At 66.1% G+C, this 13,381-nt stretch carries 14 protein-coding genes; 7 read left to right on the top strand and 7 right to left on the bottom strand.

Features of this window, described 5'->3' with window-relative positions; genetic code table 11:
* The first annotated feature begins 1 nt into the window (after position 1).
* The 3 genes from AC1DVR_RS02555 to AC1DVR_RS02545 are packed head-to-tail and all read left to right on the top strand — an operon-like array spanning position 2 to position 3,412.
* Positions 2-961, top strand: coding sequence for an ABC transporter permease (locus AC1DVR_RS02555; protein ID WP_477998949.1), 960 nt, complete (start codon positions 2-4; stop codon positions 959-961).
* A complete protein-coding gene (locus tag AC1DVR_RS02550) occupies positions 958-1,773 on the top strand; it encodes an ABC transporter permease (RefSeq protein WP_477998948.1) in 816 nt (271 codons plus the stop codon). The genes AC1DVR_RS02555 and AC1DVR_RS02550 overlap by 4 nt, the downstream gene beginning before the upstream one ends.
* The gene (locus tag AC1DVR_RS02545; RefSeq protein WP_477998947.1) at positions 1,766-3,412 is read left to right on the top strand and encodes an ABC transporter ATP-binding protein; all 1,647 of its coding nucleotides are present in this window, start codon (positions 1,766-1,768) and stop codon (positions 3,410-3,412) included. The genes AC1DVR_RS02550 and AC1DVR_RS02545 overlap by 8 nt, the downstream gene beginning before the upstream one ends.
* A 10-nt stretch (positions 3,413-3,422) precedes the next feature.
* On the opposite strand, the gene AC1DVR_RS02540 is transcribed toward AC1DVR_RS02545, so the two are convergent.
* Genes AC1DVR_RS02540 through AC1DVR_RS02530 form a run of 3 tightly spaced genes read right to left on the bottom strand, consistent with a single transcriptional unit; the run spans position 3,423 to position 5,390 of the window.
* Positions 3,423-3,698: a hypothetical protein gene (locus tag AC1DVR_RS02540; protein WP_477998946.1), complete on the bottom strand. Its 276-nt coding sequence runs from the start codon at positions 3,696-3,698 to the stop codon at positions 3,423-3,425.
* 13 nt (positions 3,699-3,711) lie between these two features.
* Entirely contained in the window at positions 3,712-4,473 is a 762-nt protein-coding gene (locus AC1DVR_RS02535) for a class II aldolase and adducin N-terminal domain-containing protein (RefSeq protein ID WP_477998945.1), read from the bottom strand.
* Positions 4,470-5,390, bottom strand: a complete 921-nt coding sequence (locus tag AC1DVR_RS02530) for an alpha/beta hydrolase (RefSeq protein WP_477998944.1) — start codon at positions 5,388-5,390, stop codon at positions 4,470-4,472. Before AC1DVR_RS02530 ends, AC1DVR_RS02535 begins: the two co-directional genes overlap by 4 nt.
* 185 nt (positions 5,391-5,575) lie before the next feature.
* Between AC1DVR_RS02530 and AC1DVR_RS02525 the strand changes: the two genes are divergently transcribed.
* On the top strand, positions 5,576-6,016 hold the full coding sequence (locus AC1DVR_RS02525) for a hypothetical protein (protein WP_477998943.1): 441 nt from the start codon (positions 5,576-5,578) through the stop codon (positions 6,014-6,016).
* A gap of 27 nt (positions 6,017-6,043) precedes the next feature.
* Here the strand turns inward: AC1DVR_RS02525 and AC1DVR_RS02520 are convergent, their stop codons facing one another.
* Genes AC1DVR_RS02520 through AC1DVR_RS02505 form a run of 4 tightly spaced genes read right to left on the bottom strand, consistent with a single transcriptional unit; the run spans position 6,044 to position 10,174 of the window.
* Complete coding sequence (locus AC1DVR_RS02520; RefSeq protein ID WP_477998942.1) at positions 6,044-6,868, bottom strand: TonB family protein; 825 nt, start codon at positions 6,866-6,868, stop codon at positions 6,044-6,046.
* Complete coding sequence (exbD, locus tag AC1DVR_RS02515; RefSeq protein WP_477998941.1) at positions 6,865-7,278, bottom strand: TonB system transport protein ExbD; 414 nt, start codon at positions 7,276-7,278, stop codon at positions 6,865-6,867. The genes AC1DVR_RS02520 and exbD overlap by 4 nt, the downstream gene beginning before the upstream one ends.
* 2 nt (positions 7,279-7,280) lie before the next feature.
* Complete coding sequence (locus tag AC1DVR_RS02510; RefSeq protein ID WP_477998940.1) at positions 7,281-8,048, bottom strand: MotA/TolQ/ExbB proton channel family protein; 768 nt, start codon at positions 8,046-8,048, stop codon at positions 7,281-7,283.
* The gene (locus AC1DVR_RS02505) at positions 8,042-10,174 is read right to left on the bottom strand and encodes a TonB-dependent receptor domain-containing protein (RefSeq protein WP_477998939.1); all 2,133 of its coding nucleotides are present in this window, start codon (positions 10,172-10,174) and stop codon (positions 8,042-8,044) included. The genes AC1DVR_RS02510 and AC1DVR_RS02505 overlap by 7 nt, the downstream gene beginning before the upstream one ends.
* Positions 10,175-10,404: 230 nt before the next feature.
* Between AC1DVR_RS02505 and AC1DVR_RS02500 the strand changes: the two genes are divergently transcribed.
* Genes AC1DVR_RS02500 through AC1DVR_RS02490 form a run of 3 tightly spaced genes read left to right on the top strand, consistent with a single transcriptional unit; the run spans position 10,405 to position 13,380 of the window.
* Positions 10,405-11,442: a hemin-degrading factor gene (locus tag AC1DVR_RS02500; RefSeq protein ID WP_477998938.1), complete on the top strand. Its 1,038-nt coding sequence runs from the start codon at positions 10,405-10,407 to the stop codon at positions 11,440-11,442.
* Positions 11,439-12,323 carry a heme/hemin ABC transporter substrate-binding protein gene (locus AC1DVR_RS02495; protein ID WP_477998937.1) on the top strand — a complete coding sequence of 295 codons (885 nt, stop codon included), beginning with the start codon at positions 11,439-11,441 and terminating at the stop codon, positions 12,321-12,323. Before AC1DVR_RS02500 ends, AC1DVR_RS02495 begins: the two co-directional genes overlap by 4 nt.
* 4 nt (positions 12,324-12,327) lie before the next feature.
* On the top strand, positions 12,328-13,380 hold the full coding sequence (locus AC1DVR_RS02490) for a FecCD family ABC transporter permease (protein WP_477998936.1): 1,053 nt from the start codon (positions 12,328-12,330) through the stop codon (positions 13,378-13,380).
* The last annotated feature ends 1 nt before the right edge of the window (position 13,381 follow it).

Below are 13,381 nucleotides of genomic sequence, written 5' to 3'. Positions count from 1 at the left end.
GATGGTACATCCGCTCCTTAAACTCGTGGTCCAGCGCATTGCGCTGGGCCTGATCCTGCTTTTGGCCGTGTCGGTGGTGATCTTTCTCGGCGTCGAGATGTTGCCCGGTGATACGGCGCAGGCGATCCTTGGCCAATCGGCCACGCCCGAGGCGCTGGCCAACCTGCGCGCCAGCCTCGGCCTCAATGATCCGGCCTATGTGCGGTACTTCCGCTGGCTGGGCCATGCCTTGCAAGGCGATCTCGGCAAGGCTCTGACCAACGGGCAGGATATTTCCAAGTCCATCGGGCAGCGCTTCGGCAACACGCTGTTCCTGGCCAGCTGCGCCGGGATGATCGCGGTGCCTCTGGCGATCATCCTCGGGCTGGTCGCCGCGCGCTTCAACGGGCGCTGGCCGGACAAGCTGATCTCCGGCATCACCCTGGCCACGATTTCGCTGCCCGAGTTTGTGGCGGCCTATTTCGTCATCTACCTGCTGACGCAGGTCGTGCATCTGTTCCAGCCGGTCTCGATGGTGCTGCCCGGCATGGGCTTTTTCGCCAAGCTGCATGCGGTGGCCCTGCCGGTCATCGTGCTGGTGATGGTGGTTCTGGCGCATATGATGCGGATGACGCGGGCCGCGATCCTGAACGTGATGCAATCGGCCTATATCGAGACCGCCGAATTGAAGGGCCTGAGCCCGATGCAGGTGATCTGGCATCATGCTCTGCCCAATGCGATTGCGCCGATCATTGCTGTCGTGGTGATCAACATGGCCTATCTGGTGGTGGGCGTCGTCGTGGTCGAGGTGGTGTTCAGCTACAACGCGCTCGGCCAATATCTGGTCGACCATGTGGCCAAGCGTGACCTGCCCGTGGTGCAGGCCGTCGGCATCATCTTCGCCGCCGTCTACATCGGGCTGAACATCCTGGCGGACCTTGTCGGCATCATCTCGAACCCCAGGCTGAGGCACCCGAAATGAGAATCCCAATTTCGGCGCTGATCGGGTTGACCCTGACCTCTGCCTTCATCCTCGCGGCGATCTTCGCGCCGCTGATCGCCCCCTATCCGATTGATCTTGCCGTCGGAAAAGTGTGGGAGGGGCCCTCGGCCAGCTACTGGCTGGGCACCGACACGATCGGGCGTGATATCGTCAGCCGGCTGATTTATGGCGGGCAGATCACGATTTTCGTGGCGCTGGTCTCCTCGCTCTTGTCCTTCTCGATGGGGGCTTTCTTCGGCTTTCTGGCTGCCACCCGTGGCGGCTGGGTCGACATGGTTCTGAGCCGGGTCGTCGATCTGATGATGGCGGTGCCCTCGCTGATCGTGGCTTTGGTCGTGCTGTCGGTGCTGCCGTTGAATCTGACCGTGCTGATCCTGGTGATGGGGGTGCTGGATTCCACCCGCGTCTTCCGCCTGTCGCGCGCCGTCGCCGTGGATATCGCGGTGATGGATTACGTCGAGGCAGCCAAGCTGCGCGGCGAGGGTCAGGGCTGGATCATCTTCCGCGAGATCCTGCCGAACGCCCTGTCGCCGCTGGTCGCGGAATTCGGCATGCGCTTCATCTTCGCGGTGCTGTTCATCTCCACCCTCTCCTTCCTCGGCCTTGGCATCCAGCCGCCGCTCGCGGATTGGGGCGGCATGGTGCGGGAGAACAAGGATGGCCTCGTCTACGGCAAGGCCGCGGCGATGATGCCGGCACTGGCCATCGCTTTGCTTGCAATCTCGGTCAACCTGGTGGCCGATTGGGTGCTGTCGCGCACCACCAGCTTGAAGGGAGGCCGCAATGGTTGAGACACGTGCGGCTGATCTGCTGGAGATCAGGAACCTCAGGATCGAGGCCACCTCCTACCCGCCGGGCGAGGCGCCGCGCCATGTGGTGCTGGTCGATGACGTCTCGGTGTCCTTGGCCAAAGGCCGGGTGCTGGGGCTGATCGGCGAATCCGGTGCGGGCAAGTCCACCATCGGTCTCGCCGCCATGTCCTATGGGCGGGGCGGGGTGCGGCTGTCAGGCGGGCAGATCCTGCTGAACGGGCGCGAGATCCGCGGCGCCTCGGCCCAGGGCCTGCGCGCCCTGCGGGGCAAGGAAGTGACCTATGTCGCGCAATCCGCCGCCGCGGCCTTCAACCCGGCCAAAAGGCTGATGGAGCAGGTGATCGAGACCACGCTCCTGCACAAGGTCATGCCAAGGGCCGAGGCTGAGGCGCGGGCGGTCGAACTGTTCCGCAAGCTTGGCCTGCCCAACCCGGAAAACTTCGGCAGCCGCTATCCGCACCAGGTCTCGGGCGGGCAGTTGCAGCGCGCGATGACGGCGATGGCGCTTTGCCCCAAACCCGACCTCGTGATCTTTGACGAGCCGACCACGGCGCTGGATGTCACCACCCAGATCGACGTCCTGGCCGCGATCAAGGAGGCGATCCACGATACCGGCGTGGCCGCCATCTACATCACCCATGACCTTGCCGTGGTGGCCCAGGTTGCGGATGAGATCATGGTGCTGCGCCACGGCAAGACCGTCGAATACGGCACCACCGACCATATCATCAACACCCCGACCGAGGCCTATACCCAAGCCCTCGTCTCGGTCCGCAGCATCGACCACACCGAAAAGCCTGCGGCCGCGCCGGTGCTGAGTGCGACGGCGATCACCGCGCGCTACCGCGGCACCGACTTCGACGTGTTGAAGAAGGTCACGATCGACGTGGCGGCGGGCCAGACCCTGGCCATCGTCGGCGAAAGCGGCTCGGGCAAGTCCACCCTCGCCCGGGTGATCACCGGGCTTCTGCCCGCCAGCGCCGGCAAGATCACCTTCGCCGGGCGCACCCTGTCGCCCGACCTCGCCAGCCGCAGCAAGGATGATTTGCGCGAGTTGCAGATGATCTACCAGATGGCCGATACCGCGATGAACCCGCGCCAGACCGTGGGCACCATCATCGGCCGCCCGCTGGAATTCTACTTCGGTCTCAAGGGCGCTGCCAAACAGGCCCGGATCCAGGAGCTTCTGGAAGAGATCGAGATGGGCAAGGGCTACGAGAACCGCTATCCGGCGGAGCTTTCCGGCGGGCAAAAGCAGCGGGTCTGCATCGCAAGGGCGCTGGCCGCCAAGCCCAAGCTGATCATCTGCGACGAGGTGACCTCGGCGCTCGACCCCCTGGTCGCCGATGGCATCCTGAAACTGCTGCTCAATCTGCAGGCGGTGGAGGGCGTGGCTTACCTCTTCATCACGCACGACCTCGCCACTGTCCGCGCCATCGCCGACAAGATTGCAGTGATGTACCGCGGCCAGGTCGTCCGCTACGGCCAGAAGAGCGACGTGCTGGCGCCGCCCTTCGACGATTACACCGACCTTCTGCTGTCCTCGGTGCCCGAGATGAAGCTGGGCTGGCTGGAAGAGGTGCTGAAGACCCGCAAGATGGCCAGCGCGGGCAACTGAAGGGTATAGTTCACAGACTTAACCTAAACACCAACCAATGCCCGCCCAACAAAAACAGGAAAAAGAACGACCAAAGGACCGCGCGTTGCAATTTGTTTCGCGTCTTGGCCTGCCTGTCGCCTGCGAAAATGTTGTTGAGAAACTCAATATTGTCCGGAACACCGGAGCCTGACGATGTTTCGTTGCTCTTGAACAAGAGCGCGAACATCCAGAACATCACCCTGAACCCGTTGAATAACAGGAAGATCATCAAGATCAGTTGGCTGTATCGCGCTAAATCGCTCATGTTGACGGTTCTCTCACTGGGCGTAGGTCGCACCCTCTTCATCCAAGAGCGCCTTGATCTCCCTCAGGTGGAAATCGGCGCCGCCGGGATAGGCCTCCCATTCGCGGGCGGTCTTTTCGGCCACCTCGTCGGACAGGACGCGCAGCGGCTTTCCGGTCTGCAGGGCGCGGATATAGGTCTCGGCGGCGCGTTCGAAATAAGTCAGGCGGTTGAAGGCATCGGCCACCGTCTGGCCGATGATCAGCACGCCATGGTTGCCCATCACCATCGCCGTCACCTTCGGATCGGCCAGCATATGGGCGCAGCGGGCACCCTCCTCCTCAAAAGCCATGCCGCCGTAATGGCCATCCACCACATGGCGGTTGAAGAACATGGCGGAGTTCTGGTCGATCGGCGGCAAGGTGCTGTCGGCCAGGCTCGCCAGCACCGTCGCATGCATCGAATGGACATGCATCACGCAGCGCGCATGCGGCAGCGCGCGGTGGATCGAGCCGTGCAGGCCCCAGGCAGTCGGATCGGGCGCATCCGGGCGCTCCATCGTTTTCGGATCGTTTGCGTCAATCTCGACGAGCGAGGAGGCGGTGATCCGGCCGAAATGGCGACCATTGGGGTTGATCAGAAAGCGCGTGCCCTCGGGGTTGACGGCGAGGGAGAAGTGGTTGGCCACCGCCTCATGCAGGTTCAGCTTCACCGTCCAGCGGAAGGCGGCGGCGAGATCGACGCGTTCCTGCCAATGGGTGATGTTCGGGGTGGCTGTGGGGACATGGGTGTTCATTTGGGGTCTCCATAGGGCCATTCGCCGGCGGCGAAGGCGGACAGGGCGGATGTGATGCGGGCAAAGCTGGCGCGGGCGCGGCCAACGGTATGGCGGGCGCGCAGATAGCCGTGGACCAGACCGGGCTCGGTCACGGCATGGGCGCGGCCCCCGGCGCGGGTGATGGCTGCGGCATAGGCATGGGCATCGTCGCAGAGCGGGTCGCATTCGGCGCCAAGGCAGAGGGTCGGTGGCAGGCCGGAAAAGTCGCTGTCCTGCAGGGGCGAGACGCTGGCATCGCCCTGCGGCACCCGGCCGCCATGGCGGATGCCGCCGTAGAAGAGGACATCCTCCCGCGTCAGCATCGGCGCATGGGCATGGGTCAGATAGCTGCCCGCGTTGATATCGCCGCCAAGGCCGGGGTAGATCAGCACCTGGCCGAGGACCCGCACCGCGCTGCCGCGCAGGGCGCGCGCCACGGCGGCGCAGAGGTTGCCGCCCGCGCTGTCGCCCGCCAGAAGGATCGGCCCCTCCGCGCCCAGAAAATGCGCCACAGCCAGGGCATCCTCCAGGGCCGCCGGATGCAGGTGTTCCGGCGAAAGCCGGTAATCGGCGCAAACCACTTTCAGCCCGGTCGCCGCGCAAATCTCGGCGCAGACGTCATCATGGCTTTCAAGGCCGCCCACCACAAACCCGCCGCCATGCAGGTAAAGGATTGCGGGCAAAGCGCCGTCAAAGATCCGGCAGGGCACGCCGGCCAGGCTTTGATCCTGCGCCGTCACACCCGGCGGGTAACCGCGGTGGAACGAGCGGCACATCCGATCATAGACCTTGCGCTGGTCGGCGATGGAAAGGCTTGCCGCATCAGGGGGATAGGCGTCTTCCGTGGCCTTGATGAAGGCCCAGGTCTCCGCGTCGATCAGGCTGTCATACGTCATCTTCACCTCACCCCGCGAGAGTGGCGCAAACCGTCCGCCAAGACAATCTCCCGCCGACATGCGCGCTGCGCGGAATTTCAGGCGAGGGCGCCCGATTGTGGCGCGGTTCCGGCCAGATTTCGCCCTCATTTCCGCCTTGTGGCCCGGATAGTTTGAATCAAATGCCATGCCAATGTGAGTCTCCGATGCAAATCATCCGCGCCCTCCACGAAAATGCGGCCACCCCGATCGGCTTTGCCTGCAAGGTGCTGCTTGTGTCGGCAGAGGCCGATGGCGGGCAGTTGGCGTGTCGGCTGGCGGCGCTTGGGGCGCAGGTCGATGTGATCGACGAGATGTTCACCGCGCTGTCTGACGTGATCGACGATCCGATCGGCTATGCGCTTCTGGTGATGGACTGCGACACGACCAATGCGGGCGGGCTGGAAGGCGGCCTCCGGGCCACCAAGATGATGGGCGATCTGGTGGCGCGGGTGCCGGTAATCCTCGTCTCGAACGAATGCCAGCAGCAGCGTTTCCCCGAGGACCGCAACGCGCCGACCCAACTGCGGGCGCCGGTCTCGGCGGTGTCGCTGAAGGTCGGCTTTGAACATGCCCTGCGCGACCGGCTGGCCTATCGCGCCCTTTGACCAAAGGCCGGGTGCGAAGTCTGCACCTCACTTGCCGACGAATTCGAAGGAAAAGCTGCGCCCGGCGGCCTCTGGCGGGGCCGGGAACGGGGCCGAACGGCGGATGTGGTTCAGCGCGATCTGATCCAGCCCACTGTCACCCGAACTGCGCAGCACCTGCACGCCGGCGAGCGCGCCGCTTTCCGCCACGGTAAAGCCCACAACCACCCTGCCCCGGCCGGCACCCGATGCCTTGCTGGTCGCGCGCACCTTCTTCATCACCGCCTTGGCATAGGTCGCAGGCGAGGTTGCCGCCCCGCCGCTGGCCTTGGCCGCCACTTTCGGGGCGCTGGCGCCGGCGGAGCTGGCTTGTGCCGGGTTTGCCTTGGGCGGCGTCGCTTTGGCGGTCTTGGCCTTGCGCTGAACCGGCTTCTCGATTGGTTGCTTCTGCGTCTTGGCCACGGGTTCGGGATCGGGGGACTTGGCGGGCGGCTCTGGTGCAGCGGGCGTCGGCAGGGCCAAGTCCGCAAGGTCGGAAATCCGGGGCAGCGGGAGGACCGGGGCTGACGGTTTCGCAGGCAAAGTCGAGGCAGGCGCAGCGACTGGCGTCGGCGGCGGGGTGGGGTCCGCCAGGGGTGCCGGCAGATCCGGCGCCTCGTCCACCGCTTGCGGTGCAGCCTCTGCCAATGCGGCCAGCGCCGGGGCGGCGGGCGGCGCGCTGCCAAGGTCAAGCATCAGCGGCGCAGCATCCATCGGCGCGCGCACGTTCATCGCCAGTGCGGCGGCGCCGGTCAGGAGTGCCGCCGCAGCCCCTGCCGCACCAAGCCAGCCCAGAGCCGGACGCAGGCGGGAGGCGGGGGACAGGGGGCTCATGGTGCACCCTCCAGCCCGACGAGGGCCACTTTCAGATAGCCCGCCGCCCGCAGGTCATCGAGAACCCGCATCAGCGCGGCATAGGTCACGCTGCGGTCGGCGCGCAGAAAGATCGGCGTGTCGTGCTGGCTTGCCGTGCGGGCATCCAGCGCTGCGGCCAGCGTGCCGGGCGGCACCGGGTTATCGGCCAGAAGGACCGAGAGGTCGGTGGTCACGGTCAGCCAGACCGGGTCCTGCGGGCGCACTGACGGCGGGGCGGCAGAGCCGGGAAGGTTCACCGGCACATCTACCGTCGACAAGGGCGCCGCGATCATGAAGACGATGAGCAGGACCAGCATCACGTCAATGAAGGGGGTGACGTTGATCTCGGCCAGTTCGGCCTCTTCCGGCGTCCCGATGTGCAGTCCCATGCTCAGCCTCCTGTGAACATCCGCGCATCGGCGGCATGGCTGAACTGGCGCAGAACCTCGGCCATGCCATCGGCGAGGCGGTGACGAAAGCCGGCGATCCGGCGCATCAGGTGGTTGTACAAAAGCACCGCCGGAATGGCCGCAGTCAGGCCCAGAGCCGTGGCCAGCAGCGCCTCGGCGATGCCAGGGGCGACGATGGCAAGGTTGGTGGTCTGGCTGGCCGAAATCGCCATGAAGCTGTTCATGATGCCGAAGACCGTGCCGAACAGACCGACGAAGGGCCCCACCGCCCCGATCGATGCCAAAAGCCCGGTGCCCGCGCGAAGGCGCTGCACCGCGCCCGCCTCGATCCGCGCCAGGGCGAGGTCCAGCCGTTCACGCGCCGAGGCGCGCAGATCAGCGGTCAGGGGGGCAGCCAGGCAGGAGATTTCCGCCTCGACCGCGCGGGCGCTTTGCGCCAGCGGACAATGCGGGCTCGCCACCGCCTTGCCGCTCGCCAGCGCCCGCATCGACCGCGACAGCCGGGCCGAGAGCAGCGCGAACTCCGCCAGTTTGAACAAGAGCACGGTCAGCACGACAAAGCTCGCAAGACCGAGGAGCGCCATGACCCCCTGCACCACCGGATGAGCCTTGAGCACCAGCGCAAGCACGGCGCTTTCCCCCTCGGGCAGGACGCTGCCCGAGGGCGGGGCCGCGACTTGCGCCGCGGCCTGCGTCACCGCCAGTGCCAGCGCGAAAACCGCAAGCGACAGGGGAGCGCGTCTTACCATGTCAGGGTCTTTGCGATGGTCAGTTTCGCATTGCGCCCGACCCCGTTGTCCAGCGTCAGGTTGTTGCGATAGGTCTTGTCGAAGACGTTCTCGATGGCGAAATTCACGCTGAGCCCCGCCATAGCACCGGTTTCCGGCGTCCAGGTCACGAACAGATCGTGGCTGGTATAGCCGCTGGCCGAGGTGCTGAGCGAGGAGGTGGTGATCCCGTCGAACATCTGGGCGCGCCAGCCGATGACCAGATGTTGATCGGGCATCTTGGCCCCCAGCGTCACGGCAAGGTTGCGGGCCGGGGTATCGGCAAGGGTCTTGCCGGTGGTCTTGTCCTTGGACCCGATGGAGGAGAAGGCGACCTGGCTGAACCAGCGCGTGGCGTCATAGCTCGCCTCCAGTTCGGTGCCCCAGATATGGGCGGCGGCGATGTTCTGGTAATAGGACTGACCCGGCGCGGAATCTGTCGAGGGGCGCGTGGCGATCTTGTCCTTCAGATGGTTGTCAAAGCCGGTCAGCTTGATCTGCAGGCTGTCATCCTCGGACAAAAGATCCTTGCCCTGCCAGGACACGCCCAGTTCGCCCGTATTGGCCTGTTCCTTCTTCAGCCCCAGCGAGGCGGTGCGCTGCGGCACCCGTCCGGCGGTCGGGTTGTACTGATACAGTTCGTCCAGCGAGGGCATCCGCTCGGTATGGGCCAGCGAGCCAAAGACCGAAAACGCGCTGTTCAGCTTGTAGATCGCGGCGAGCTTGGGCGAGAGCGCGGTATAATCCTTGTCCGCGCCACCATTGGCCTTGGCCACCGCCGAGGGCGACAGGTTGCCAAAGTCGGCGCGCAGGCCGGGGATCACGGTCAGCCGGTCATTCCAGACGAACTCGCCCTGGACATAAAGCCCAAGCTTCTGGTCGGTGCCCTCGGGGTGGAAGGACAAGGCGCCCAGGCTCGACACAGCGCTGCGGTCCTGAGAGGACAGCTGCGCGCCGTAGATCACGCTGTTCTTCCTGTTGCCAAAGGCAAATTCCGACTTCTGTTCAACCTTCAGCGCCGTCGTCGCATAGGAATAGCTGCTGTCGCACAGGACCTGGCTGTCACCCGGCGCACAGGCCACGCCGAGCGAGAAGTCGGATTTGTCGACCTCGGTCTTCGTATGCGACAGTTGCACCTTCAGATCGCCGATGTCCCAGGCCAGGCTGAGCGTGTCATCCACCGCATGGACGTCATTGGTCCCGAAATTCGCCGCCGCCGAGGAAGGCGTGGTGCCGAAGAACACCAGATCGCCGGTCATCGCGACCGAAGCGTCATCCAGCTTGGTATCGGTACGCGAGCCGGAGAAGGCCAGGGTCTGATCGCCCGCGATATGCCAGACGCCCTTGACGAGGCCCGACCACGAGGCATGCGCCGTGCCGGGGATGGTGACACCGCTGCCATCCTGCATGTCGCCACCTTCGGAGTGGTTCAGCGCGGCCAGAAACTCGGTCTGGCCATGGCGCTGCGCCCAGATCACGCCCTCGCGCGTGCCATCGCCGTTGCTGGAATAGCCGCCCGACAGTTTCAGAGCGGTGCCGTCGCCCTCGCCCAGAAAATTCGCCGGGTCCTTGGTGGTGAAAGCGATGGCCCCGCCGATCGCTCCCGCGCCGTAGAGCGTCGATGACGCCGGGCCGCGCAGCACCTCCACCCGTTTGTACAGGTCAAGGTCGCCGAAGAAAGACCCCATCCGATAGGATTCGTAGAACTTCGGCGCGCCATCCACCGTGACCGCGATCCGCGATTCGGAGGCCGCCTGTTCGGCATTGCCGATGCCGCGGATGTTGAAGGCCTGCCCCAAGGGCCGGGCCGAAGCCCCTGCCGCCTTGACCCCGGGGACCGAGGCGAAGAGGTCGCTGATCGTCTCGGGCTGGGCGCGGTCGAGGTCGTCCTGATCCAGCACGCTGACCGCCTGTGGCGTGTCGATGGCGAGCTTTGCACTCCCCGTGCCAAGGATAATGCGGCCCAGCATCTGGAACAGGCCTTCATCCTGGGTCTGCGGCGCGGCCTGCGCTGCCGCCGTGCCGGGGGCGAGCGGGATACACAGTGCAATGGCGGTGGCGGAAAGCAGAAGTTGCCTGCGCAGGGCAGGCGTGTGGCGCGTCGGCATGGTCGTCCCTTCGGGTCCTGTCTGCGGAAGGGCTGGCCGGGCCGGGAGGGGCTTAAGCTGGCGGGCAGAAATTTCTGACTTGAACTGTCACGAATAGCCTCTATGAAAGGTGACAGAATTTGTCAAGTATACCCTGACGCCCGCCGACTGGTAAAACGGCGTCACGGAAATCCGCGCCCCAGCTATCCGCCAGAGATGCGCGTCCCCCCGAACCACAGGAAGGATGCAACATGGCCACGCTCATGCCCGCCACGATCCGCACATTGCGACTTGAAAACCCCAAAGCCCGCGCCCGCGACTTCGCCCAAAGCCTTGGCATCACCGAGGCCGAACTGGTGGCGGCCTTTGTCGGCCATGGCACCCATGTGCTGGTCGCCGACCCCGACCGGTTGATGCCCTGGATCGGCAAGCTCGGCGATGTGATGGCGCTGACGCGCAACGAATCCTGCGTCCACGAACGGCGCGGCACCTATAACGACTATCGCACCGGCGCCTTTGCCGCGATGGTTCTGGGCGCCGAGATCGACCTGCGCATCTTCCAGTCGCACTGGGTCCATGCCTTTGCCGTCGAGGAAGACGGGCCTGAAGGTCCGAAGCGCAGCCTTCAGGTCTTTGATGCGGCGGGGGATGCGGTCCACAAGGTGCATCTGAAGCCCGAATCGGCGCATGACCAGTTCGCGGCCCTGATCCGCGGCCTGCGCCATCCCGAACAGGCGAGCCAGCTGACCCTGACCAAGCGCGCGGTGGTGGAACCCGCCCGGGGCACCCCTGCCGGGGCCGCGGCACTGCGCAGCGCCTGGAATGCGATGGGTGACACCCATCAGTTCCTCGGCATGGTGAAGGCACAGGGCATGAACCGGCTCGGCGCTTACCGCGTCGCCGGCGCGCCCTATGTGCAGCCGCTGGCCAGCGGTGCCGTGACCCGCGTGCTGGAGACGGTCGCACAAGAGGCGATCCCCCTGATGATCTTCGTCGGCAACCCGGGCTGCATCCAGATCCACTCCGGCCTGATCGAGAGGGTCGTGCCGATGGGCCCCTGGATCAACGTGATGGACCCGCGCTTCAACCTGCATCTGCGCGCCGACCATATCGCCGAGGTCTACAGCGTCTGGAAACCCACCCGCACCGGCGACGTGTTCAGCGTCGAGGCTTTTGACGCCGAGGGCGGGCTGATCCTGCAAATGTTCGGCTATCGCAAGGATGCCCCGGCCGAGGCCTGGAATGCGATGATCGCAGCCCTCCCCCCGCTTGAGGAGGCCTTCGCATGACCCTGGCCGCAAGCACTCTGCGCCTGCCGGGTCTGGCGCTGCTTCTGGGTCTGGCGCTGCCGGGCCCGGCTATGGCCGAAGAGGCGCGGGTTCTGTCCCTCGGCGGTTCGGTGACCGAGATCGTGGTGGCTTTGGGCGCCGAAGCGCGGTTGATCGGGCGCGACAGCACCTCGACCTATCCCGAGAGTGTTCTCGCCCTGCCCGATGTCGGCTACCTGCGCGCCCTGTCGCCCGAGGGCGTCTTGTCGCTCTCGCCCGACCTTGTGCTGGCCGAGCACGACGCCGGCCCCCCCGCCGCGATCGAGGTGCTGAAGGGGGCGGGTATTCCCTATGAAACCATGCCCGGCACCCCTTCCCCCGACGGGGTGGTGGACAAGATCACCGCCGTGGCAAAGGCCCTCGATCTGACCCCCGAGGGTCAGGTCCTTGCCGAAAAGGTCCGCAAGGATCTGGCCGCCGCCACGTCCCGCGCCGCAGCGGTGACGCAGCCGAAAAAGGTCCTGTTCCTTTTGTCCCTGCAGGGCGGGCGGGTGATGGCGGGGGGGACAGGCACCTCGGCCGAGGGGATCATCCGGCTGGCCGGCGGGCAGAACGCCGCCACAGGCTTTGCCGGTTACAAGCCGATGACCGATGAGGCGGTGCTGGAGGCTGCCCCCGATGTCATCCTGATGATGGCACGCGAAGGGGCGCTGGCGATGTCGGATGCCGATGTGCTGGCGCAACCGGCTCTGGCCCAGACCCCGGCGGCAAAGTCGGGCGCGATCATCCGGATGGACGGGATGCTGCTTCTGGGCTTTGGCCCGCGCACCGCCGCGGCGGCCGACGCCCTTTACAGCCAGCTTTACGGCGCATCCGGCGCGGTTTCCGGTTCCGGGGGCTGAGGTTATGGCGATGGTTCTGGCCACGCGACCCTCGCTTCCGAGGGCGGGGGTCCTCACCCCCGCGCTGGTGTTGGGGGTGCTGGTGGTTTCGGCCCTTTCCCTCTCGACGGGGGCGGCGGACATGGGCTGGCGCGCGGTGCTGACCGCCCTGTCCGGCGGCGAGGTGGCCCTGCGCGACCGGGTGATCCTGTTCGACATCCGCCTGCCCCGGCTGGTGATGGGGCTGGCGGTGGGCGCGGCGCTGGCGGTGTCGGGGGTCTTGTTGCAGGGCCTGTTCCGCAATCCGCTGGCCGATCCGGGGATTGTCGGCGTGGGCGCCGGGGCCGGGCTGGGCGCGGTGCTGGCCATCGTGCTGGGCGGGCTTTTGCCGGCCTCGGTCATGGCAGTGCTCGGCGTCAATCTGGTGCCGCTGGCGGCCTTTGGCGGCGGCTGGCTTGCGACGCTGGTGCTGTACCATCTGGCGACCACGGGCGGGCGGACCCAGGTGGCCACGATGCTGCTGGCCGGGATTGCCCTCGGCGCGCTGGCGGGGGCGGTGACCGGCGTGCTGGTCTATCTCGCCGATGACCGGCAGTTGCGCGATCTGACCTTCTGGGCAATGGGCTCGCTCGCCGGGGCGACCTGGGGCAAGCTCGGCGCCAGCCTGCCGCTGATCCTGGCTGTGCTGGCGTTGGCGCCGCGTCTGGGCAAGGGGCTGAATGCGCTGGCCCTGGGCGAGGCGCAGGCCGGGCATATGGGCATTGATGTGCAAAGGGTGAAGCATCTGGCGGTGTTTGGCACGGCTGCCGCGACCGGGGCCGCCGTGGCGATCTCGGGCGGGATCGGCTTTATCGGCATCGTGGTGCCGCATCTTCTGCGGCTGGCGCAGGGGCCGGATCACCGGCGGCTTCTGCCCAATGCCGCGCTTCTGGGCGCCGGACTTCTGGTGCTGGCCGATCTGGCCGCGCGCCAGATCGTGGCTCCGGCGGAGATGCCGATCGGCATCATCACCGCCCTCCTGGGCGCGCCGGTCTTCCTGTGGATCTTGCTGCGCCAGCAAGGCGCGAGAGGGCTCTGAC

The sequence above is a fragment of the Rhodobacter sp. P2_H5 genome, from assembly GCF_056403335.1.
The sequence above is the reverse complement of the archived record's forward strand: the minus strand, read 5'-3'. Positions and strand labels throughout refer to the sequence as shown.

Excerpts from the sequence above, each read along its gene's own strand:
- AC1DVR_RS02490 (WP_477998936.1), top strand. The coding sequence starts at position 12,328 with ATGGCGATGGTTCTGGCCACGCGACCCTCGCTTCCGAGGGCGGGGGTC.
- AC1DVR_RS02520 (WP_477998942.1), bottom strand. The coding sequence starts at position 6,868 with ATGAGCCCCCTGTCCCCCGCCTCCCGCCTGCGTCCGGCTCTGGGCTGG.
- AC1DVR_RS02545 (WP_477998947.1), top strand. The coding sequence starts at position 1,766 with ATGGTTGAGACACGTGCGGCTGATCTGCTGGAGATCAGGAACCTCAGG.
- AC1DVR_RS02525 (WP_477998943.1), top strand. The coding sequence starts at position 5,576 with ATGCAAATCATCCGCGCCCTCCACGAAAATGCGGCCACCCCGATCGGC.
- AC1DVR_RS02535 (WP_477998945.1), bottom strand. The coding sequence starts at position 4,473 with ATGAACACCCATGTCCCCACAGCCACCCCGAACATCACCCATTGGCAG.
- AC1DVR_RS02540 (WP_477998946.1), bottom strand. The coding sequence starts at position 3,698 with ATGAGCGATTTAGCGCGATACAGCCAACTGATCTTGATGATCTTCCTG.
- AC1DVR_RS02530 (WP_477998944.1), bottom strand. The coding sequence starts at position 5,390 with ATGACGTATGACAGCCTGATCGACGCGGAGACCTGGGCCTTCATCAAG.
- AC1DVR_RS02555 (WP_477998949.1), top strand. The coding sequence starts at position 2 with ATGGTACATCCGCTCCTTAAACTCGTGGTCCAGCGCATTGCGCTGGGC.
- AC1DVR_RS02510 (WP_477998940.1), bottom strand. The coding sequence starts at position 8,048 with ATGGTAAGACGCGCTCCCCTGTCGCTTGCGGTTTTCGCGCTGGCACTG.
- AC1DVR_RS02505 (WP_477998939.1), bottom strand. The coding sequence starts at position 10,174 with ATGCCGACGCGCCACACGCCTGCCCTGCGCAGGCAACTTCTGCTTTCC.
- AC1DVR_RS02495 (WP_477998937.1), top strand. The coding sequence starts at position 11,439 with ATGACCCTGGCCGCAAGCACTCTGCGCCTGCCGGGTCTGGCGCTGCTT.
- exbD (WP_477998941.1), bottom strand. The coding sequence starts at position 7,278 with ATGGGACTGCACATCGGGACGCCGGAAGAGGCCGAACTGGCCGAGATC.
- AC1DVR_RS02550 (WP_477998948.1), top strand. The coding sequence starts at position 958 with ATGAGAATCCCAATTTCGGCGCTGATCGGGTTGACCCTGACCTCTGCC.
- AC1DVR_RS02500 (WP_477998938.1), top strand. The coding sequence starts at position 10,405 with ATGGCCACGCTCATGCCCGCCACGATCCGCACATTGCGACTTGAAAAC.